Here is a 22,933-nt window from a genome sequence, read left to right as displayed (position 1 = left end):
AAACGTCGCTAGTCGGCGTTTTTTATTGCCTTACTTTTAGGCCACTCTATCTCTTAGTCAATCGCCAAACTAAAAAAATCCCCAAAATGCTTTGGAGCATAAACAGAATGCTGGAGACACCATGCAGTCTTCCAAACAAAGTGGCTGAAGGAGAAAGCATTACTGGCATACCTTGCATTAGGGCATCATCTCTCAGCGTGTTCATCCAGGGAATCAAGATAAAGCTAGCTGCGATTGCACACAGCAACATTGCCAACAAGAGCCAGCGAATGAACTTAAATTGACTGAGACCACGATTCACTAGGAGATTGGCCAAGACCATCAGGCCAATGCACACAATCAAACTAACATAGGCCTCTAATTTAAAGACGCTACCAGCAACCATTCCGGCAGCTTGGCGATCGGTCATCGTACTGAAAATGGCTGGGGCAACTAGATAACCTACCGCGAGTATGCTACCAACCCACAAACCTGCAATCACAATAAATAGTCTTTGAGCTACAGGGTGATCTGGAGCCTCTAAAGTCTGCATATAGATTCTGGCTTGTATTAGATATAACGGACCGCAAGAATTTCTACCTCGCGATTGCCACCAGGAGCCTGAACCGCAACCACATCGCCCTCTTCCTTGCTAATCAATGCGCGAGCAATAGGCGAACTAATGGAGATCTTATTAACTGCGATATCAGCCTCATCGTCACCGACGATTTGATAAGTAAACTTCGTGCCATCTTCTAGATCTTCGAGATCAACAGTGGCACCGAATACGATGCGACCATTTACATCTAGACTAGCCGGATCAATGATCTGTGCAGCCGATAGCTTTCCTTCAAGCTCCTGAATACGGCCTTCAATAAAGCCTTGCTTTTCTTTGGCAGCATCGTACTCGGCATTCTCAGACAGGTCACCTTGTGCACGCGCTTCAGAGATTGCATTAATCACGGATGGGCGCTCTACATGCTTTAAGCGATGCAACTCTTCTTTGAGAAGTTCTGCGCCATGCTTGGTAATAGGGATTGTGTTCATGCTGCTTACCTCACTGAATTTAATTGAGAGTCTTGTGTAGATTTTGCAATGAATACACCTCAAGTGACCCTTTGTTGCCATTTTGCGATGTCATCAAACCATCCATTACCGCACGTGCCGCACTAATCGTAGTGTAGTAGGTCACATTATTGGCTTGAGCGCTAGTACGAATGGAACGGGAGTCTGCAATTGCAGTACGGGTCTCATCCACTGTAGTAAACACCAAGGAGATCTCACCATTCTTAATCAAGTCAACAATGTGTGGACGACCATCCTTCACCTTATTGACTACACGCACTGGTAAGCCAGCTGCCTCAATTGCTGCGGCAGTACCTTTAGTAGCAACCATGGGGAATCCCAATTGATGCAACAGTTTAGCCACTTCAACTGCCTTTGGCTTATCGCTATCTTTTACCGTCAAGAGCACGGTACCACTCTTAGGCAATTTAATTCCTGCGCCTAATTGGGATTTGAAAAGCGCTTCGCCAAAAGTCTTACCAACACCCATTACCTCGCCCGTAGAGCGCATCTCTGGACCTAGGATCGGATCAATACCAGGGAACTTATTGAATGGGAATACAGCTTCTTTTACTGAGAAATAAGCTGGCTTCACTTCATTCAAAATACCCTGCTGTTTTAGTGTTTGACCCACCATACAGCGCGCTGCAATCTTCGCTAACTGCAAACCAGTTGCTTTTGATACAAAAGGAACGGTACGAGAGGCACGCGGGTTTACCTCGAGTACATAGATAACATCTTTGCCATCGACGTGCTGAATCGCAAACTGTACGTTCATCAAACCAACAACGTTCAAACCTTTAGCCATCGCTGCAGTTTGACGTTTGATTTCTGCAATCGTTTCGTCAGATAAGGAATATGGTGGCAAGGAACAGGCAGAGTCACCTGAGTGCACACCAGCTTGCTCAATGTGTTCCATCACGCCACCGATAAATACCTGCTCACCGTCACTAATGCAGTCCACATCACACTCGATCGCATCATTCAAAAAGCGATCTAGCAACACTGGTGAGTCATGAGAGACTTTGACCGCTTCACGCATATAGCGCTCAAGATCACGGCCGTCATGAACGATTTCCATCGCACGGCCACCTAATACGTAGGAAGGACGCACTACCAATGGGTAACCAATTTCTTCCGCAAGCTTGAGAGCTTCATCTTCAGCACGAGCAGTACGGTTAGGCGGCTGACGCAAATTTAATTCATGCAATAGCTTTTGGAAACGCTCGCGATCTTCTGCAGCATCAATCATGTCTGGTGATGTACCAATAATTGGCACCCCATTGGCCTCGAGATCCAAAGCCAACTTCAAGGGAGTCTGGCCGCCATACTGAACGATGACGCCTTTTGGCTTTTCAATTGCCACGATCTCTAGAACATCTTCGAGAGTCAAAGGCTCAAAATACAAGCGATCGGACGTGTCGTAATCAGTAGAAACCGTTTCTGGATTGCAGTTCACCATGATGGTTTCATAACCATCTTCGCGCATTGCCAATGCCGCATGAACGCAGCAGTAGTCAAACTCAATACCTTGACCGATACGGTTAGGGCCGCCACCCAAAACCATGATCTTGTCTTTAGTGCTTGGCTGAGATTCACACTCACCATGCTCTGCTTCATAAGTGGAGTACAGATAAGCTGTATTCGTAGAGAACTCAGCGGCACAGGTATCTACTCGCTTATAGACTGGCACCACTTTGAGGCGATGACGTGCAGCGCGAACGGAAGAGGCATCTACTCCCAATAATTTAGCTAAGCGGCGATCTGAGAAACCTTTTTGCTTAATGAAACGCAGTTCAGGTGCTGACAAACTATCGAGCTTACGCTGCTTGAGCTCAGTCTCCATGGTGATGAGTTCTTCGATTTGCTCCAAGAACCAAGGATCCACCTTCGTCTCGTTGTAAACCTCATCCAAGCCCATGCCCATACGGAACGCGTCTGCCAGATACCAAATACGGTCCGGTCCTGGCTCACCGATTTCTTGAATGATGTCATCTAAGTCTGTAGAAACTTCATCCAGACCATCCACACCAACCTCTAAACCGCGTAATGCTTTTTGGAAAGATTCTTGGAAGGTGCGACCAATGGCCATCACCTCACCTACGGACTTCATCTGTGTGGTTAAACGAGAATCTGCTTGTGGGAATTTCTCAAACGCAAAACGGGGGATCTTCGTAACTACGTAATCGATTGATGGCTCAAAGGATGCTGGCGTAGCGCCACCGGTGATGTCATTCTTCAACTCATCTAAGGTGTAGCCCACTGCCAGCTTCGCAGCTATCTTAGCAATCGGGAAACCGGTTGCTTTAGACGCCAAGGCAGATGAACGTGACACACGTGGGTTCATCTCAATGACGATCATCCGACCATCAACTGGATTAATCGAAAACTGCACGTTTGAACCACCAGTATCCACACCAATCTCACGCAAGACCGCAATCGAGGCGTTGCGCAAAATTTGATACTCTTTATCTGTCAAGGTTTGTGCAGGAGCAACGGTGATCGAGTCACCGGTATGCACACCCATCGGGTCTAAGTTTTCGATTGAGCAAACGATGATGCAGTTATCAGCGCGGTCACGCACTACTTCCATCTCGAACTCTTTCCAACCCAAGAGAGACTCTTCAATCAGGAGCTCGCGGGTTGGTGATAAATCTAAACCGCGTTTACAAATCTCTTCAAACTCTTCACGGTTGTAAGCAATACCTCCACCTGATCCACCCATCGTGAATGAAGGACGGATAACTACTGGAAAACCTAAACTGTCAGTCTCTTTCTGAATACGTTGCTGCACTTCATGCGCTTGATCCATGGAGTGCGCAATGCCAGACTTCGCAGAACCCAGACCAATCTTGGTCATCGCATCTTTAAACTTTTGACGATCTTCCGCTTTATCAATTGCTTCTGGTGAAGCGCCAATCAATTCGCAACCGTATTTCTCGAGGACACCATGGCGATGCAAATCGAGTGCACAGTTCAAGGCAGTTTGACCACCCATCGTTGGCAAAATCGCATCAGGTTTCTCAGTCGCAATAATGCGCTCGACCACTTCCCAAGTAATCGGCTCGATATAAGTCACATCGGCCATCTCAGGGTCGGTCATGATGGTGGCAGGATTGCTGTTTACCAGAATGACTTTGTAACCTTCATCACGCAAAGCTTTACAAGCTTGTGCACCAGAATAGTCAAACTCACAGGCCTGTCCAATCACAATTGGACCAGCGCCAATAATCAGAATGCTCTTAATGTCGCTACGCTTAGGCATTATTTGCCCCCCTTATTACTAACAGCGGCAGCATTCATGAGCTCCACAAAACGATCAAATAAATAGGCAATATCGTGAGGGCCCGGTGAGGCCTCAGGATGGCCTTGGAAACACAAAGCAGGCTTGTCTTTCCAAGCCAGACCTTGCAGTGATCCATCAAATAAAGATACGTGCGTAACGCGAATGTTGTCAGGCAAAGTATTTGCATCAACTGCAAAACCATGATTCTGAGAAGTAATTGCAACTCGCCCGGTATCCAAATCCTTTACAGGGTGATTCGCACCATGGTGGCCAAATTTCATCTTCAAAGTTTTAGCGCCAGCAGCTAAGCCCATAATTTGGTGGCCTAAACAAATGCCGAATGTTGGAACACCCTTTTCAATAATTTCTTTTGCAGCGGCAATCGCGTAATCGCAAGGGCCGGGATCTCCGGGGCCATTTGAGAAGAACACACCATCCGGGTTCATGGCCAGGACTTCAGTGGCGCTAGTTTGCGCAGGAACGATGGTTAACTCACAGCCACGCTCAGTGAGCATGCGCAAAATATTACGCTTCACACCAAAATCATAGGCAACTACTTTTTTGATTGGCTTACTAGCATCTAGAGTTCTGTATGCGGGCTTACCGTCAGGACCATGCAGATCCCACTCAGCTTCGCGCCTTTGGTATGGGGACTTTGTTGTCACAACTTTAGCTAGATCTAAACCAGCCATACCTGGAAAAGCTTTAGCTAGCTCCAAGGCTTTCTTACCAAGAACCTCTACGTCCTCACCCATCTTGCCAGCAACAATAGCGCCGGACTGAGCGCCCTTATCGCGCAGGATGCGAGTGAGCTTACGGGTATCAATACCAGAAATACCAACCACCCCTGCTTTTATGAGGTAACTATCCAGAGTTTCTTCAGAGCGAAAATTCGAGACACGCTTAGAGAGGTCTTTTACAACTAAGCCAGCTGCATGAATCTGATCTGACTCAGCATCTTGAGCGTTTACCCCAACGTTTCCGATGTGTGGGTAAGTCAAGGTAACAATTTGGCGTGAGTAGCTAGGATCAGTGATGATCTCTTGATAACCAGTAAGTGCGGTATTGAAAACAACTTCGCCGGTAGTTTCGCCAGGAGCGCCAATACTAAGACCGGGAAATAGAGTGCCGTCGGCTAAGGCCAACACGGCGGGGGGAAAAGAAGGAAGCAAGGGTGACAAACCATCTCCAGTCCCTGCTCCATCCGACGCTCAACACCCCAAAAAGACCAACCCAGGACTGTTTGTGCGGGAGGTGAGTGTCTTTAAGCGCTAGGGTAATTTATTAAGTTTTGAACCCTTGAATCATACCAGTTTTGCGTATAAACCCTTGGATTCCCAGCCAATGAGGCTTGCAAGGTAATAAGCCCCTGAATCGAGCGACTGAGGGGCTTATTTGGATGCTGCCAAGCTGGGTTTAAGACTTTGCGCTTTGCTCGATGATGGTCTTAATTTGGGCTAAAACAGTTTGATCTTCCATTGTGCTGATGTCGCCAGGATCGCGCCCTTCAGCTACAGCTTGGAGAGCACGGCGGACGATCTTGCCTGAGCGAGTCTTGGGCAAGGCTGTGACTACATAAACCCGACCTGGACGAGCAATTGCACCTAGAGTGGTATCTACGGTCTTCATGCACTCAGCTTCTAGAGTAGCCGTATCAGAGGCATCCTTTGGAATCACAAAGGCAATCGCAGCCTGACCCTTCAGTTTGTCCTCAATACCCACTACTGCCACTTCTGAGATATTTGGGTGACTAGAAATGCTCTCTTCAATTTCACGGGTGCCTAAGCGATGACCGGCAACGTTAATCACGTCATCAGTTCGGCCTAAGATAAAGAAGTAGCCATCCGCATCTTTGATGCCCCAGTCAAAAGTAGAGTAAATGGTCTTACCGGGGATAGTTTCCCAATAAGTACTCACAAAACGCTTGTCATCACCCCAGACAGTTTGCATGCAGCCCGGAGGTAAAGGACCCTCAATCGCAATTACGCCCTTCCGATCTGGACCCAACTCTTCCGAAGTAGCGTCATCTAATAGCTTCATGTTGTAACCAAATGATGGGACACCAGGTGAGCCAAACTTGTGTGGCATCACTTCTACCCCACGCTGGATTGCCAGCATTGGCCAACCTGTTTCTGTCTGCCAATAGTTATCTACGATCGGCTTCTTAATCGCATCATGTATCCAGGTTGCGGTTGGCTCATCCAAAGGCTCGCCTGCCAAGAACAAAGCACGCAAGCTCGAGAGATCGTATTTAGTTAAGAAGGCAGGATCTTGTTTCTTAAGAACACGAACAGCAGTTGGTGCAGAAAACATGACTGATACTTTGTACTTTTCAACCAGTTCCCACCAAATACCTGCATCAGGACGCAAGGGAGTACCTTCGTAAAGAATGGTTGCCATGCCGTTGATCAATGGCGCGTAAATGATGTAGCTATGACCGACTACCCAACCAATATCTGATGTACAGAACATGGTCTCACCTGGGTTACCACAGAAGATGTGCTTCATGGTGGAGGCCAAGGCAACTGCATAACCACCGGTGTCACGTTGCACGCCCTTGGGTTTACCAGTAGTACCAGAGGTATACAAAATATAGGATGTGTGGGTTGCATCCACCCACTCAATCGGTACCAAATCATTGAGGTGCTTTTGGCGTTCAGTTATGTAATCCAAATCGCGACCAGCTACTGTAGCGAACTCAGTGAGTCCACGATTCACAATCAGAACTTTCTCAGGCTTGTAGCTCGCGAGCTTGATTGCTTCATCGAGTAAAGGCTTATAAGGGACTGCTTTACCACCTCGCGCCCCCGCTTCTGCAGTCACAATCATTTTCGGTTTTGCATCATCGATACGTGATGCCAAACTATGTGATGCAAAGCCACCAAACACCACAGAGTGAATGGCACCAATACGTGCACAAGCGAGCATAGCGAAACAGGCCTCAGCAATCATCGGCATGTAAATCAGGACGCGATCGCCCTTTTGAACACCGTTCGCTTTGTAGATGGCTGCAATGCGATTAACTTCTTCGTAAAGCTCTTTGTATGTGTATGCTTTTTCTAGATTCGTTTCTGTTGAAACAGCGACTAAAGCATTCTGATCAGCACGATCTTTGAGATGACGATCAACTGCGTTGTAGCAGAGGTTGGTTAATCCACCCTCGAACCATTTTGCAAACGGAGGGTTTGCGTAATCCAGAACCTTGTTAAATGGTTTTTCCCAATGAATGAGTTTTGCCTGCTCTCCCCAGAATCCATCTGGGTCTTTAATGGAGCGTTCGTGTTCTGATTTATAGGACATGGTCAACCTAAAAAGTAAATTAATGTGTCTGGGTTTACTGAATCTTGCTAGCTCCCTTGCTAGTTGAAGCCTTGGGAGTCGAGCTAGTTGTATTCGAAGATCCATTTTTCGCAGATTTTGCAAGCCCTGTCGATGCGGATTTATGCTGAGTTGCAGCATTATTTGCTGAAGAATTACCCTTAGTGCCAGCTTTTCCAATCTTTACTACCGGGCACTTAGCCCCTTTTGAACAATTTTTAGGCGCTGGCGGTCCTGACTTAAGCAAATTAAGACTGCCATTTTCTGCCAATGCTACTGAGATATCCCCAGGGCGATGATTAGTTTTAGGCACTAAAACCGTTGAACCCGCCCGAATTCTCATGCCTTTAGGTATGCCATTGACTGCTCTTAAGGTTTCAGCATCCACACCCAGTGTTTTTGCAGCCTGGTCGACTGATTCAGTCTTAGTCACCTGTACCGCAGTCCATGAAGATAGTGGCTTGGTGTACTTCTTGAGATTTTCTTGGAAGACCTCAGCATGCCCAAACGGTAGCAAGATTTGCTGATTAGCATTACTCAAGATGACTGGCTTATTGAAAGAAGGGTTCAAGCTATGAAACTCGCTCTCTGGAATTTCGCTTAACTGAATTACTAGAGACACATCAATATCAGACCCGACATCCACGGCAACGAAATAAGGATGGTTTTCTAAATCTGGCAGAACAATGCCATAGGCTTTTGGATCTAAAACAATCTGCCGGTAGGCCATTAACTTTGGAACATAGTTGCGAGTCTCATTGGGCATCTTGAGACTCAAGTAATCCGTAGGGAGTCCAGCAGCAAGATTACGTTTTTGCGCTTTTGAGACATTACCTGCACCCCAGTTATACGCAGCTAAGGCAAGATCCCAACTGCCAAACTGTTTATGAAGACGTTGCAAGTAATCTAAGGCGGCATCAGTAGATTGCAAGACATCCCTTCGCTCATCCCTAAAGACGTTTTGCGTTAACTGAAAATCTTTACCGGTTGCCGGCATAAATTGCCACAAGCCCATGGCCTTTGCGCTAGATTTGGCATGCGTCACGAATGCGCTCTCGACAAACGGGAGTAAAGCGATCTCGGTTGGCATCTTGCGTGCATTGACTTCTTGCACGATATAAAACAGATAACGTGATGAGCGAGCCATTGAGCGTTGGACATATTCTGGGCGTGCGCTAAGCCAGCGCACTTGCTCGATCTCCAGCGGCGTGTTCATGGGCTCCATCTCGAAACCATCCCGAATCCGAATCCAGAGATTGCTTGATGGTGCGTACAGATCGCTGACAGATTGGTTTTTTAAATTTACCCGCTTCGCATTAGAGGCGCGCGGATCCTGACGAGTCGGCACATCAGAAGACCAATCTCCAGTACTAGCGCAACCTGTTAGTACCGAAATCAGCAATATCGCCGCATAGCGCCACAACATCAGAACCGATCCTTCCATGCCCGAATTACCGCTAAGACATGAGCAGGTGTGGGTAGAGATTTTTCACCCGAGACCTCAAGGGCCGCATCGATGACCGCCTGTTGATCACAGCGCATGAATGGATTGACTTGCAATTCTTGTCCAATGGTCGTTGGTAATGTTGGTAGCCGTTGATCGCGCAGAGCTTTAGCAGTTTCCGCCCAAGTAATCAGGTTGGCATTATTAGGTTCAACCGCCAGCGCAAAGCGAATATTGGATAAGGTGTATTCATGTGTGCAATACACCAGAGTGTTTTTAGGTAAGGCGATGAACTTCGCGAGAGACTGGCTCATCTGGGTTGGAGTGCCCTCAAACAAGCGACCGCAGCCAGACGCAAACAAGGTATCGCCACAGAACAGCATAGGCTCAACTACATTGGCCTGCATGTTCGCAAAGTAAGCAATGTGACTCAAAGTATGGCCAGGCACTTCGTAAACCTCAAGGCTAATACGTGGTGCAGTCACTTCGATCTTGTCACCCTCCATCACGGCATGCGTGCGGCCTGGAATATCAATTGCAGCTGGGCCATATACCGGGATAGACGAGCCGAGGGTATTCAATATAGTAAGGATGCCCCCGGTATGGTCTGCATGGTGATGGGTAATTAAAATACCCTTCAGAGTCAATTTATTTTGCTCGAGATATTGCAGCACGGGGGCAGCATCACCTGGATCAACGATCAAGGCAGACTGGCCATCATGGATACACCAGAGGTAATTGTCATCAAAAGCCGGTATCGGCCAAACTTGCAATAAAGTATTCTTCACCATAGACCCATGATACCAACCCCACCCACACCTTCTCAGATGCCTGCGCCACCCTGGAGTTCCTGGGAAAAGTGGCTTCAGTCACCTCCAGGGCGCTATGTACTGGCCTGGGAGCAGAAATGCTTCAATCAGATCGTGGCTGATGTATTTGGTTTTTATGCCGTGCAAATTGGTTTGCCGCAAATGAACACCTTGGCAGAAAACCGCATGCCCTTGCAAGCCCTGCTCATTCATACTCATGATCGCCAAAAACAGGTTGACCAGTTTAAATGGCATCAGATTGAAGGCAACGCCAATGAGCTGCCTTTTGCTTCTGAATCCATCGATTTATTAGTGATGCCACATGTCTTGGAATTTGCCGCTGATCCCCATCAAATTCTCAGAGAAGCTGAGCGCGTCCTTCGCCCTGAGGGCCGCTTGATTATTTCTGGATTCAACCCGGCCAGTCTTTGGGGTATGCGTCAATATCTCAGCAGATTGATCGGTAGTCCCTATTTACCAAGAGATGGTCAATTTATAGGCTTACTCAGAATTAAAGATTGGTTGCAACTATTAAATTTCTCACTCGATAGAGGCCATTTTGGCTGCTACAAACTACCCTTGAGTGGTGAGTCAGGCATGGCTAGAATGGACTTTATGGAACCTGCTGGCAATCGCTGGTGGCCTATTTTTGGAGCCGTATTCTTAGTTTCCGCCATTAAGCGCCAGCAAGGTATTCGCCTCATCGGACAGGTCCAAGGTCTGCGCATCCCAGCCATCACTCAATTGAACCCAGTAGCTGAAAGTCGCCAGCAGTTGGTAAATAAGCAAGACCGAGTAAATTAACAGCATGTCTGATGCCAAACCACTTCCTCACATTGTCATTTATACCGATGGTGCCTGCAAAGGTAACCCCGGGCCCGGAGGTTGGGGTGCCGTCCTGCGCTCAGGCGGCCATGAAAAGCACCTTCATGGTGGCGCTGAACATACCACTAACAATCGGATGGAAATTAGCGCCGTAATTCACGCGCTGCGAGCCCTTAAGCAAACCAGCTCGGTAGAACTCTGGACCGACTCTCAGTATGTACAAAAGGGTGTGACGGAGTGGCTTGAGGGCTGGAAAAAAAGGGGCTGGAAGACTGCTAGCAAAGATCCCGTCAAAAATGCCGATTTATGGCAAGAATTAGATGCCCTGATACCCGATCATCAAATTAGTTGGCACTGGGTTCGTGGGCATAACGGCCACCCTGGTAATGAGCTCGCAGACCTATTGGCGAATAAAGGTGTGGAAGAATTTCTGCCCTAAGCTAGGCAGTCGCTCACAGACCCCATTTTTACGGTCTTATGAGAGAATGAATCCATTCAAGGTTGATGAAGAGTTGACCGCTAAACCCATGCAAAACCAAGAAAAAACGAGACCGTGTCAAAAATTGAATCTGCACTCGACAAGGTAGTCGCTAAGCTTCCAATACTCAAAAACTGGGTCATGAGTCATCTCTGCACTCTTTGGAAAAAAACTTCCCCGCATCTAAGCCAGTTAAGAAAAATAAACTACGCCACAGTCAAAGCGTTCACCCTGAATTATAAGTGGCGCATTTTGATTGTGCTGCTGATTTTGTATGCTGGATCTAAAGCCTATGACTATTATTTTCCAGTCAATACCAAAACTGGTGGGGGTACTCAAACTATCACTAGCGTCATAGTTGAGAAGAAAAATATTCCACTCATTATTGAAGCCACTGGTACGATTATTTCTAACAGCATCGTCGATATTCGGCCAATGACTACCAATACGGTCAAAACAATTCACATTAAAGATGGACAAGAAGTTAAAGAAGGTCAACTGCTCTTCACTCTCGATGATCGTAACGATCGCGCTAATTATGAGAAATTAAAAGCGCTAGCGGATGATGCTCAAAAGCAATACTTGCGCGCTCAAGAGTTGGTTACTAAAAACTTTATCTCCAAAGCGGGATTAGAAACCTCTCTTGCCAATGCCAAGTCCGCTCAGGCAGCTGCTCGGTCTGCTGAAGTTCAACTCTCTTATGACTCCATTCGCTCACCAATCGCAGGACGAGCCGGCATCATCAACGTATTCCCAGGATCACTGGTACAAGCCAGTAACGTAGTAACAACTGCGACCAGCTCTACTGCAACTTCGAGCGTTGGGTCTATGGTGACCATTACTCAACTCAATCCCATCAATGTTCAGTTTGTAGTGCCCGAGAAAGATATTCCCCTATTGATGGAAGGCAAGCAAGCCGATACCCCGTTGAAGGTGAAAGTAAGCGTTGGTAACAATGCAGCATCTGTTTACGAAGGTGAAGTGCTGGTGATTGATAACCAAGTAGACCCCAGTATTGCGGCAGTAAGAGTGCGTGCTCAGATACCCAACGAGAAGATGACCCTTTTGCCCGGTCAATTTGCCCGAGTCTCATTGAGTGCCAATACCATCAAAGATGCGATTGCAGTCCCATCCGAGGCTATTGTCATTAGCCCAAAAGGTCGCCTGATTTATCTTGTGGACAAGGATGACAAGGTTCAACCTAAGCCCATCAAAGTTGTTTATGAATACCAAGGCACCTCTGTTATTAGTGGTATTGATGCAGGCTCCCGTGTGGTTATTGAAGGCAAGCAAAACCTGCGTCCTGGTAGCAAGATCCGAGAAGCAAAAAAGGCAGCTGCTACCGCTCCTCCAGCTAAAACAGCGGCACCCTCTCCCGCACCTGAGAAAAAATGACGCTCTCTGAATTATGTATTAGACGCCCCGTGATGACGGTGCTGCTATCTATTTCCACAGTAATAGCAGGCACCGTTGCCTACTTCAACATTCCTGTTGCAGCACTACCTAGTTTTAATACCCCCATCATTTCAGTTAGCGCAAGCCTTCCGGGAGCCGCTCCAGAAAACATGGCGTCTTCTGTGGCGCTACCACTTGAAAAAGAATTTTCAACGATTGATGGCATCAAGGTCATTAGCTCAACTAATACCTTGGGATCTACTAGTATCACCCTGGAGTTTACGAGTGAGCGAGATATTGATAAAGCTGCAGTAGACGTACAAGCCGCCTTACTACGTGCGCAGCGTAGGTTACCTATTGAAATGACGGTTCCCCCGTCTTATCGCAAAATCAATCCTGCTGATACTGCAGTTCTTGTTATCCGGGTAAGCTCGCCATCGATCAGCCTTGCTGAAATCAATGATTACGCAGAGAATCTTCTAGCTCCGAATATTTCTACGATTAGCGGAGTTTCTCAAGTGCAAGTGTATGGTGCAAAGCGCTATGCCGTTCGTGTCAGCGTTCGCCCCGATGCTTTGGGCAACCGCAATATCACCATGGAAGAGTTGGCCACTGCGATTAATAAAGCCAATACCAATAGTCCAGTAGGAACCCTGGATGGACCACGTCAACTGATTACTATTTATGCTAATCCTCAATTAGTAAAAGCAGAAGAATTTGGCAACCTAGTCATTGCCCAGCGCAATGGCTTGCCGGTGTATCTTCGAGATGTTGCAGACGTCCAAGAAAGCTTCGAGGATGTGAAGACCTTCGCCACATCAGGTGGGGAGCGCTCGATTGCTATTGGTATTTTGCGACAGCCTAATGCTAATACGGTAGATCTGGTCAAAACAATCAAAAAATTATTGCCTAGACTTCAAGAGCAAATGCCAGCATCTATTAAGTTGACGCTCATCAACGATAGGTCCCTATCCATCATTGAGGCAATTCATGATGTCAACATCACGCTCGCGTTAACTATTTTCCTCGTCGTGTTGGTGATATTTTTGTTCTTAAAGCGCATCTCTGCAACCCTCATCCCCTCGATTAGCCTGCCAATTTCCCTAATCGGTGCATTCTTTTTACTCTATGTATTGGGCTACAGCTTAGACAATATTTCCTTGCTAGGAATTACCTTGGCAGTTGGCTTGGTAGTGGACGATGCCATTGTTGTGCTTGAAAATATCATGCGCTACATTGAGCAAGGCATGGATCCTCTGAAGGCATCTCTCAAGGGCAGCAAAGAGGTGGGATTCACGATCATTTCCATCTCCATATCTTTGGTTGCGGTGTTTATCCCCCTCTTCTTTATGGCCGGCCCAATCGGCCTACTCTTTAGAGAATTTGCAGTGGTGGTTTCGCTGTCTATCTTGGTATCGGCGGTAGTCTCTCTGACCATAGTGCCACTGCTCTGTAGCCGTTTTTTACCGAAGCCTGGTGATCATCCAAAAGAATATGCTGTCACCAAACAGTTTGATCGGATTTTTGACTGGTCTCTAAAGACCTATGTTCACTATTTGGACTTAGCACTGCTTAATCGCAAAAAAGTATTGTGGGGTGCAGTTGCCAGCTTCTTCATCACTATCTACCTATTTAGCAATAGTCCGAAGGGCTTCTTTCCTGAAGAGGATATTGGACAAATCACCGCTACCACGGAAGCTTCAGAAGACACCTCTTTCAAAACCATGTTGGAGCTTCAAGATCGTGCGGCTGAGATTGTCAATAATGATCCCAATGTGGCTAACTCCATCTCCATCTTGGGTGGCGGCCAAAGTGCAGGTAGAAATACTGGTCGCTTCTTCATCATCCTAAAACCTAAGGGCGATCGAGAAAAGATGAGTAAGGTGATCGAAGGTCTTAGAAATAAATTCAAAGATGTTCCAGGTCTGCAGGTTTATATGCGTCCAGTTCAAAACTTACAGCTCGGTGGTAGAAGCAGTAAGAGCCGCTACCAATTTACGCTTCAAAGTGTAGGCTTTGAAGGCGTGAATGAGTGGGCTGACAAGATGACAGATAAGATACGCAGCAATCCGATCTTTAGAGATGTCACAAGCGATTCCAAGATGAAAGGTCTTAATGTCAAGATTGAGATCGATCGTGAAAAAGCGGCTAGCGCTGGTGTAACGATCGCTGATATTCGTGGTGCGCTTTACAACTCATTTGGTGAACGCCAAGTGTCAACTATCTACACGCCAGTCAACACCTATTACGTCATCTTAGAAACCGCTGAGAGTGACCGTCAATTTGAAACTGATTTAAATAAGGTCTATGTCAGAGGTCGCGCAACAGATAAGTTAATTCCCCTCTCCAGTCTGGCCAGTTTTGTGCGCACTGTTGGTCCAACAGCCGTGAATCATCAAGGTCAAATTCCAGCGGTGACCATTTCCTTCAACCTGGCGCCAGATGTGTTCCTAGGTGATGCAACCAAAGCAATTGATGGGTACGAAAAAGAGATCGGGCTTCCGCCTTCAATCATTACCAGCTATGGTGGTGATGCCGCGGTATTCAAAGACAATCAGTCGGGACAAGTCATCTTAATCTTGGCTGCTTTAGGCGTTATTTATATATTGCTCGGCGTACTCTACGAAAGCTACATTCATCCTCTGACTATTTTGGCCGGCCTACCCTCAGCTGCGATTGGTGCGATTTTGGCTCTGCGTATTTTTGGCTTTGAGTTAACCGTAGTTGCATCCATTGGCATCCTGCTGCTGATCGGTATCGTCAAGAAGAATGCGATCCTAATGATTGACTTCGCTTTGGATGCCCAGCGCAACCAAGGTATGTCACCAGAAAAGGCTATCCGTGAGGCTTGCATATTGCGCTTCAGACCAATCATGATGACTACGATTGCTGCCTTGATGGGCGCCTTTCCCATTGCATTAGGTTTAGGCGCAGGTGCTGAATTGCGTCAACCCTTGGGAATCAGCGTAGCTGGCGGTTTAATCTTCTCGCAGTTTGTAACGCTCATCATTACTCCCGTAATCTATCTGTATCTAGATAAATATGCGGGTAACGGCCCCCTTGAAATACCTCCATCTGTCTTAGAAGGTACCTAATGCGTCAAGTTATTCTCGATACCGAAACAACTGGTCTCAATCCCGCTACAGGCGATCGTATTATTGAAATTGGTTGCGTTGAGATGGTGGGTCGTCGCCTAACTGATCGCACCTTTCATTACTACATTAATCCTGAGCGTGATATCGATGCCGGCGCCTTTGCGGTACATGGGCTCTCTCGTGAGTTTCTGTCCGACAAGCCGGTATTTTCAAATATTGTGGAAGAGTTAATTGAGTTTGTTGATGGGGCTGAAGTAGTTATTCATAATGCGGCGTTTGACTTAGGCTTTCTCGATAACGAATTTGCACTGCTCAAGCGCCCAGCTTTTAGGGGTCTTGCCTCCAAAATTACTGACACTCTCCTTGATGCCCGCCAAATGTTTCCGGGCAAGCGCAATTCACTTGATGCCTTGTGTGAACGCTTTGCGATTAGCAATCAACATCGAACCTTGCATGGCGCTTTATTAGACGCCCAATTATTAGCTGAAGTTTATGTAGCGATGACGCGCGGTCAAGAAGACTTATCGATTGACCTGATTGATTACACCGTTGGCACTGATGCTTCAGGACAAACCAAAGCTTTGCCAACAAAGCTAAAAATAGTTGCAGCGAGTGAGGAAGATTGCCAGTTACATGAAAAAATCTTGGCTGAAATTGCCAAGGCAAGCAAGAAGGATCCCGTTTGGAACCCCTCTGCTGCCGCTAGTTAACCCGTATTTTCGTTAGCTGATAGCGCGGCGGATTTCATCCGCTTTAGGTTTGGATCCTGCAACAGACTCTGTATCGTGCTCAGTTGTATTTTCGATCGTCTCGATCAACGCTTCTTGCATTCGAATATTGTCTTTTGGGCAAATAGGTGCGCCATAAGTTGCCCACTTCTTGAGTAGCGTTACCTCATATCCACACTGGCTACATTTGGCTTTATTGCGACTAGCATTACTCGGTCTTGGAGGCGGAAAAACAATTGCCTGATGTGGGTATGGCCCAAGCTCTTGGCTAATCATCATGAGACGCACCACCAACTCTTCGGTCGCATGCGCCATTCTGGCGGGACCTTCCAAACCAACAGTCTGAGCAATGCCCTTGAAGTCCTCACCATGGCCGCTGAAGCAATCGTCCACGGCATGGCATAGCTCATGCACCAAGGTGTCTAATAACTGAACGGGATCGTCTAACTTAGGTGAAATAAAGATCTCGTTAACTCCACCACCAGAGCGCTCGCGTGGCCAACATTGTCCCAATGTTGTTCTCGGACTACTAGAGGCCGGGAAGCCACAAGACACTCTCACTGGGGGTATGGCATATCCCGCCTTTGAGAATACTGGCTCCAAATGTCTCACAGCATCTTCTAACCAAGATTCTCTTAGGGAGTGTTGCTTCATTTATTGATCACTTCATTCAATATAGTTATGTTGTTTGACAGGAATTATCGCTGCCCTACTTTGACATCGCCAAAAATGGCCTGAGCTTCACGCGGTAAGCAGCGCCAGTAACGCTCATTTGAAGGCACGATGCCGCCCAAAGCTGCAGCAGCCTCCCATGCCCAACGGGGTTTATACAAAAATGCACGTGCTAGAGCGATTAAATCTGCATCTCCTTTTTGCAAGATATCTTCAGCCTGCTGAGGGTCAGTAATCAAGCCAACTGTCATCGTTGGAATACCAGACTTGTCTTTCACAATCTTGGCAAATGGCACTTGGTAATTTAGCCCAATCGCAATCTTTTGCAATGGAGAAATCCCCCCTGACGAAATATGAACAAAATCACATCCCAAGGGCTTCAATCGAGTAGCAAAATCAGCTGTTTCTTCAGGTGTCCAACCACCCTCAATCCAATCGCTTGCAGAGATGCGGATACCTAAAACACCTTGATAGGCTTTTCGTACCGCGGCAAATAATTCCAATGGGAAGCGGATGCGATTTTCATAAGAACCGCCATAATCATCCGTCCGTTGATTGGCGATCGGCGACAAAAACTGATGTAACAGATAGCCATGGGCACCATGCAACTCAATGCCATCAATCCCAATCCGCTCAGCTCGCTTCGCCGCCATAACAAATGCAGTAATGAGCTCGGCTAACTCTGTTTTTGAGAGCTCATGCGGCAAGCGTTCATCCTTGAGCTGCGGGATGGCTGAAGGAGCAACCATATCCCAGCCACCCTGCTCTTTAGAGAGTAATTGACCACCAGCCCAAGGACTTGCACTTGAGGCCTTACGACCAGCATGCGCCAGCTGAATAAATACCGGAGTAGCTGGGGCTAAACTCCGGGCTCTCGTCAGCTTGTCTTTTAGGGCTGCTTCTGTGCGGTCATCCCATAGACCTAGGCATACAGGCGTAATCCGCCCTTCAGGGGTCACACCAGTGGCTTCGATAATGAAAAGTCCTGCGCCACTATTGAGGAGATTGCCCCAGTGCATTAGATGCCAATCCTGAGCTTCGCCATTGACTGCAGAGTATTGGCACATTGGCGCTACAACCACCCGGTTTGAAAGGGTTAAAGGCCCCTTAGGGGAGCTCAGAACATAACTGGAGAATAAAAGACTCATTTGCTTACCTTTAGGGCCGAAAAAAAGCGTAAAACTAGCTAAAGCGATAAAATAGACTCAGTAGAATAAACGAGACCACAAAGTTGTGCGGAATCTAGTCCAAGCACCTTTATTGAACCTAAAACCAGACAATAGAATATTAAGTAAACACTATGAGCGCACCCCAAGCATTCACATCAAAAGAAGATATTGGCCATTTCGTTGGCGGTAAAGTCGTCAACCCGAAAGATGGTCGTTTCGCCGATGTATTTAATCCCTCTACAGGCGCTGTCGCAAGACGCGTAGCCTTAGCTAGCCGCAAAGAGGTTGATGATGTTGTAGCAAATGCTCAGACAGCATTCCAGACTTGGAGTCAGACCTCACCATTGCGCCGTGCCCGCATTATGTTTAAGTATCTTGAGCTACTCAACGCGAACCGTGATGAGTTGGCCGCCATCATTACTGCTGAACACGGCAAAGTATTTACTGATGCCCAGGGTGAAGTTACCCGCGGCATTGAAATTGTGGAGTTCGCTACCGGCATTCCAGAACTACTCAAGGGTGATTACACCGAGCAAGTGTCTACCGATATTGATAACTGGGTGATGCGCCAACCTTTAGGTGTGGTTGCTGGCGTAACGCCTTTTAACTTCCCGGTTATGGTACCAATGTGGATGTTCCCAGTCGCGATTGCCTGTGGCAACTCCTTCATTCTGAAACCTAGCCCCACTGATCCGTCCGCATCCTTATTCATGGCCAAGCTATTAAAAGAAGCTGGTTTGCCAGATGGCGTATTTAACGTGGTGCAAGGCGATAAAGAAGCTGTGGATGCCTTGATTGAGAATCCCGATGTCAAGGCAGTGAGTTTTGTAGGCTCTACCCCAATTGCCAACTACATCTATGAGCGTTGCGCACACTTTGGTAAGCGCTCCCAAGCATTAGGTGGTGCTAAGAATCACATGGTGGTGATGCCTGATGCTGATATCGATAAAACGATTGATGCTTTGATTGGTGCAGCCTATGGCTCTGCTGGTGAGCGTTGCATGGCAATCTCAGTGGCGGTTTTGGTTGGTGATGTTGCCGAGAAAATCATGCCAAAACTCATCGAGCGTACCAAGACCCTGAAGGTGAAGAATGGTATGGAGCTCGATGCCGAAATGGGTCCTATCGTTACTAAAGCTGCTTTAGAGCGCATTACTGGCTACATTGATAGCGGTGTTGCTTCTGGCGCAAAGCTACTGGTAGATGGTCGTGGTTTGAAAGTAGCAGGCCATGAGAATGGCTTCTTTATCGGTGGCAGCCTTTTCGACAACGTTACCTCAGACATGAAGATCTACCTAGAAGAAATTTTCGGGCCAGTGCTCTCCTGTATGCGCGTAGCGAACTTCACCGAAGCCCTTAATTTAGTGAACTCTTGCGAGTTTGGTAATGGCGTAGCTTGCTTTACAAGCGACGGTAATATTGCACGTGAATTTGCGCGCCGCGTTCAGGTAGGCATGGTTGGCATTAACGTACCTATTCCAGTTCCAATGGCTTGGCATGGTTTTGGTGGTTGGAAGAAATCTCTCTTCGGTGATATGCATGCTTACGGCAAAGAAGGTGTTCGTTTCTACACCAAGCAAAAGAGTGTGATGCAGCGCTGGCCTGAGAGTATTGCTAAGGGCGCAGAGTTTGTGATGCCGACTTCGAAGTAAGCATTCATCCGCAGAGAGTATCTGCAGATAACAATAGCGACCCGAGGGTCGCTATTTTTTTCATTCATACTAATTAAGTCCTAATGCTAAGCAGGAATAAGATAACGTCTCTCGATGGCACGAGCAAACAATACAATCACGGATACCAAAGCCAAGTAGACTAAGGCAGCCAAAAAATAAGCCTTAAAGAACTGGAAGTTGGTTGCGGCCAGCTCTTGTACCCGAGCAAAGAATTCGGTGTACTGAATCAAGAAGGCAACTGAACTGTCTTTCAGGTTTGCAATCACTTGATTGGTAAGCGCTGGAATAGAAAGACGAATTACCTGTGGCAAAGTGATCAACCGAAAGATTTGCAAAGGGCTAAAGCCCTGCGCACTTGCCGCCTCTAACTGACTTTTATCCAATCCGTTAAAGGCAGTCTTTAAATATGCTGCGTTATAAGCCGCCACATTAAATGTAAAGCCAATAAAGGCGACTGTGAATGGAGAGAGTCGAATGCCCCACTGTGGCAAGCCGTAATACATCAAGAACAATAAAACAATTAAAGGCATGCCAATAAAAAAGGAGATGTAAGAATTGATGGCACTGCGCACATATTGATTTTTACTCAGCGTGAGATAAAACACGACGATGCCCAAAAGTAGTCCTGAAACACTAATCAAGCCCGCCAATTGCAAGGTCTTCACTAACCCAGTCAATATCAAAGGCATCTGCTCCGTGAGATCACGAATGAATGATGACCACCCACCCATTAACGCTTCTCCTCGGCGCCAAAGAAAGCTTTGATATCTGGATCGGCATGTTGACTCAATACATCGATTCGATCATCAGCCCGAATGACACCGCGATCTAGAAACATCACGGTATCTGCAATATTGCGTGCCAAGTTCAAGTCATGGGTCACGCAGATCATCGTGATCCCCTCGCCATGCAAGCGGTTGATGAGATCCGCCACATCTCTAGACATAACAGGGTCTAGTGCTGAGGTAGGTTCATCGAGCACCAAGACTGCTGGATCCATGGCGAGTGCACGGGCTATAGCCACCCGCTGTTTCTGTCCACCAGAAAGTTGTGAGGGATATTTATCTTGATGGGATGTCATTTCAAAGTGGGATAGTTCCAAGAGGGCTTTTTCTTTAGCCTCTGCTTTACCCATCTGATGCAATTTGCGCAGACCTAATGAGACGTTGTCCAACACAGTGAGGTGACTGTAAAGGGCGAATTGCTGAAATACAAAACCAATTTGCTTGCGCAGCTCGCGGACATCCACGTCAGGATGTAATACTTCCTTGCCCCTAAAAACAATAGATCCCGAGGTTGGCTCAACCAAACGATTTAGGCAACGCAATAAAGTGGATTTACCAGAGCCAGAGGCGCCCATCAAGACCTGAACATCGCCCTCTTTTAAATCCAGGTTGATGTTGGATAAGACGGTTTGCCCATCAAACTCTTTTACCAAATCCCTCACTTGAATTAATGCCACGGAGTTACCTCTTTAAATAATATAGTCCTGGTGCTCATGCTGGAGTCATCCCTGGAATTTGGAAACGCTTACTCAGAAGCTGAACACCGACCAAGCAAATTCGGTAAATCACGAAATATAAAATGCCCACAGCCAGATAGACCTCTATGCCACGTAAGGTGGTTGAAGTGAGTGTCATAGCTTGCTTGGTAATCTCCGGAATCCCCACCGTATAGGCAAATGGAGAATATTTGAGTACTGAAGTGAACTCATTGACCATGCCTGGCACTGAAAATCGTAGCATCTGCGGTAACTCAATAAATCTTAGCACCTGGGTACGAGTCATTCCCATGGCCTGAGCCGCAATAACCTCAGCTGGATCTACTGAGTTAAATGCCCCTCGAAATACTTCAACCAAATAGGCAGATGCTACCAGGCCTAAACTGAGCGCCATCGCCATCAAAGGTGGAACCTTAAAGCCAATCCCTGGTAAGCCAAAGTACACCATAAATAGCAAGACCAAAACGGGTACACCTCTAAAGACATAGGTATAGCAGTCAATCAACAGAGTGAGCCAGGAAATATCGAGACGGCGAAGGCTTGCTAAAAATAAGCCGACCACTGAGCCCGTTGTTGAGCAGACGAGAGTAACTAGAACTGTATAAGAAATGCCCTGGGCTAACTGGGTAAGAATATCCAGAAAGGTCACAGGGCAGGCTTTCGACTACTAATTGCGGTATGAATTAATGAAGCTTATTTCATCCACTTATCTAAAATGGCTTTGATTTTTTCTGGGCCAAGTTCATTGAGGTATTTATCAAAATCATCGCGCAGCTTAGAACCTTTAGCAAAAGCAAAGCCTAGCTTATCAAAACCCTTGAATTCGTAGCTACTCTGAATCGGTAGCTGCAGTTTATTTTCGTAATTTAGAAATACTGGCTCCTCAATAAAGGCTAAATCCAGATTACCATTCTGCAAATCGGTAATCACTTCTGCGTACGAGGGATAGAGTTTCACCTTGCTGAGTGAATAGTAGCCTTTAGGCTCTAGCTCATTCTTAATCAGGTCATCGTAGGCCATGCCACGTGGATAGCCAATGGAGTATTTCTTGAGTTGGTTCAAATCAGTAATCTGAATATTTTTATTCTTCATGCTGACAAGATGCCAGGCATTGTCATAGTAAGGCTGAGAAAAATCCATCACCTCCTTACGTTTGTCAGTAATAGAAATTCCTGAGAAAGCCACATCAGCCTGACCGCTAGAGACGGCACCCAACATTCCTGCCCAATCATATGGTGTTACTTTTAAAGTACATCCACGTGACTGACAGAATCCCTGGAAGATATCCATGTCAACGCCAACGATCTGCCCTTTGTCATCAAATAACATAGGAGGAGATGCAGGAGAAACGGCAACCTTAATTTCTTTAGTGTCTGAGGACTTGGAACAAGCCACAATGGTGAGCGCTAGAACAGCAGCAAACAATGCTAGAAAAAAGCGTTTCATGGGTACTTCTCCTATCCTAATCAATGGTGACATCCAAACTCTGGGGACTC

19 protein-coding genes are annotated in these 22,933 nt (G+C 46.9%); 6 read left to right on the top strand and 13 right to left on the bottom strand.

The features are described from left to right. Positions 1-46 precede the first annotated feature (46 nt). The 7 genes from C2759_RS04165 to gloB form a co-directional block, all read right to left on the bottom strand. Entirely contained in the window at positions 47-532 is a 486-nt protein-coding gene (locus C2759_RS04165; RefSeq protein WP_215356406.1) for a DUF4149 domain-containing protein, read from the bottom strand. A gap of 17 nt (positions 533-549) precedes the next feature. Continuing rightward, positions 550-1,026, bottom strand: a complete 477-nt coding sequence (gene greA / locus C2759_RS04160) for a transcription elongation factor GreA (RefSeq protein WP_215356405.1) — start codon at positions 1,024-1,026, stop codon at positions 550-552. A gap of 19 nt (positions 1,027-1,045) precedes the next feature. Continuing rightward, a complete protein-coding gene (carB, locus tag C2759_RS04155) occupies positions 1,046-4,309 on the bottom strand; it encodes a carbamoyl-phosphate synthase large subunit (RefSeq protein ID WP_215356404.1) in 3,264 nt (1,087 codons plus the stop codon). Next, positions 4,309-5,502, bottom strand: a complete 1,194-nt coding sequence (carA, locus tag C2759_RS04150; protein WP_215356635.1) for a glutamine-hydrolyzing carbamoyl-phosphate synthase small subunit — start codon at positions 5,500-5,502, stop codon at positions 4,309-4,311. Before carA ends, carB begins: the two co-directional genes overlap by 1 nt. Before the next feature lie 244 nt (positions 5,503-5,746). After that, complete coding sequence (locus C2759_RS04145) at positions 5,747-7,630, bottom strand: propionate--CoA ligase (protein WP_215356403.1); 1,884 nt, start codon at positions 7,628-7,630, stop codon at positions 5,747-5,749. Between the two features lie 34 nt (positions 7,631-7,664). Beyond that, positions 7,665-9,092: a transglycosylase SLT domain-containing protein gene (locus tag C2759_RS04140; RefSeq protein ID WP_251367024.1), complete on the bottom strand. Its 1,428-nt coding sequence runs from the start codon at positions 9,090-9,092 to the stop codon at positions 7,665-7,667. Continuing rightward, complete coding sequence (gene gloB / locus C2759_RS04135) at positions 9,074-9,883, bottom strand: hydroxyacylglutathione hydrolase (protein ID WP_215356402.1); 810 nt, start codon at positions 9,881-9,883, stop codon at positions 9,074-9,076. Before gloB ends, C2759_RS04140 begins: the two co-directional genes overlap by 19 nt. 6 nt (positions 9,884-9,889) lie before the next feature. Here gloB and C2759_RS04130 point away from each other — a divergent pair, with 6 nt between their 5' ends. The 5 genes from C2759_RS04130 to dnaQ all read left to right on the top strand — a co-directional run bounded on the left by C2759_RS04130 (position 9,890) and on the right by dnaQ (position 16,404). Then, entirely contained in the window at positions 9,890-10,705 is an 816-nt protein-coding gene (locus C2759_RS04130; RefSeq protein ID WP_215356401.1) for a class I SAM-dependent methyltransferase, read from the top strand. A gap of 4 nt (positions 10,706-10,709) precedes the next feature. After that, positions 10,710-11,165, top strand: a complete 456-nt coding sequence (gene rnhA, locus C2759_RS04125; protein WP_215356400.1) for a ribonuclease HI — start codon at positions 10,710-10,712, stop codon at positions 11,163-11,165. A gap of 114 nt (positions 11,166-11,279) precedes the next feature. Beyond that, positions 11,280-12,599 (top strand): efflux RND transporter periplasmic adaptor subunit, encoded by a 1,320-nt coding sequence (locus C2759_RS04120; protein WP_215356399.1) that lies wholly within the window; start codon positions 11,280-11,282, stop codon positions 12,597-12,599. Continuing rightward, on the top strand, positions 12,596-15,694 hold the full coding sequence (locus tag C2759_RS04115) for an efflux RND transporter permease subunit (RefSeq protein ID WP_215356398.1): 3,099 nt from the start codon (positions 12,596-12,598) through the stop codon (positions 15,692-15,694). Before C2759_RS04120 ends, C2759_RS04115 begins: the two co-directional genes overlap by 4 nt. Beyond that, entirely contained in the window at positions 15,694-16,404 is a 711-nt protein-coding gene (gene dnaQ / locus C2759_RS04110; protein WP_215356397.1) for a DNA polymerase III subunit epsilon, read from the top strand. The genes C2759_RS04115 and dnaQ overlap by 1 nt, the downstream gene beginning before the upstream one ends. A gap of 12 nt (positions 16,405-16,416) precedes the next feature. On the opposite strand, the gene C2759_RS04105 is transcribed toward dnaQ, so the two are convergent. Next, positions 16,417-17,076: a SprT family zinc-dependent metalloprotease gene (locus tag C2759_RS04105; RefSeq protein ID WP_215356396.1), complete on the bottom strand. Its 660-nt coding sequence runs from the start codon at positions 17,074-17,076 to the stop codon at positions 16,417-16,419. A 44-nt stretch (positions 17,077-17,120) separates the two neighbouring features. Next, positions 17,121-18,242: an NADH:flavin oxidoreductase/NADH oxidase gene (locus C2759_RS04100; RefSeq protein WP_215356395.1), complete on the bottom strand. Its 1,122-nt coding sequence runs from the start codon at positions 18,240-18,242 to the stop codon at positions 17,121-17,123. 152 nt (positions 18,243-18,394) lie between these two features. Between C2759_RS04100 and C2759_RS04095 the strand changes: the two genes are divergently transcribed. After that, positions 18,395-19,915 (top strand): CoA-acylating methylmalonate-semialdehyde dehydrogenase, encoded by a 1,521-nt coding sequence (locus C2759_RS04095; RefSeq protein WP_215356394.1) that lies wholly within the window; start codon positions 18,395-18,397, stop codon positions 19,913-19,915. A gap of 86 nt (positions 19,916-20,001) precedes the next feature. Here C2759_RS04095 and C2759_RS04090 read toward each other — a convergent pair whose 3' ends face one another. From C2759_RS04090 to C2759_RS04075, 4 genes are read right to left on the bottom strand one after another with little or no spacing between them, the layout of a single operon-like run. Next, entirely contained in the window at positions 20,002-20,667 is a 666-nt protein-coding gene (locus C2759_RS04090; protein ID WP_215356393.1) for an amino acid ABC transporter permease, read from the bottom strand. Then, the gene (locus C2759_RS04085) at positions 20,667-21,398 is read right to left on the bottom strand and encodes an amino acid ABC transporter ATP-binding protein (protein ID WP_215356392.1); all 732 of its coding nucleotides are present in this window, start codon (positions 21,396-21,398) and stop codon (positions 20,667-20,669) included. Before C2759_RS04085 ends, C2759_RS04090 begins: the two co-directional genes overlap by 1 nt. A 34-nt stretch (positions 21,399-21,432) precedes the next feature. After that, positions 21,433-22,086, bottom strand: a complete 654-nt coding sequence (locus C2759_RS04080) for an amino acid ABC transporter permease (RefSeq protein WP_215356391.1) — start codon at positions 22,084-22,086, stop codon at positions 21,433-21,435. A 44-nt stretch (positions 22,087-22,130) separates the two neighbouring features. After that, on the bottom strand, positions 22,131-22,883 hold the full coding sequence (locus C2759_RS04075) for a transporter substrate-binding domain-containing protein (protein ID WP_215356390.1): 753 nt from the start codon (positions 22,881-22,883) through the stop codon (positions 22,131-22,133). Positions 22,884-22,933 lie beyond the last annotated feature (50 nt).

Origin of the sequence: Polynucleobacter sp. MG-Unter2-18, from assembly GCF_018687675.1 — a bacterium.
In the GTDB taxonomy this organism is placed as follows: domain Bacteria; phylum Pseudomonadota; class Gammaproteobacteria; order Burkholderiales; family Burkholderiaceae; genus Polynucleobacter.
The sequence above is the reverse complement of the archived record's forward strand: the minus strand, read 5'-3'. Positions and strand labels throughout refer to the sequence as shown.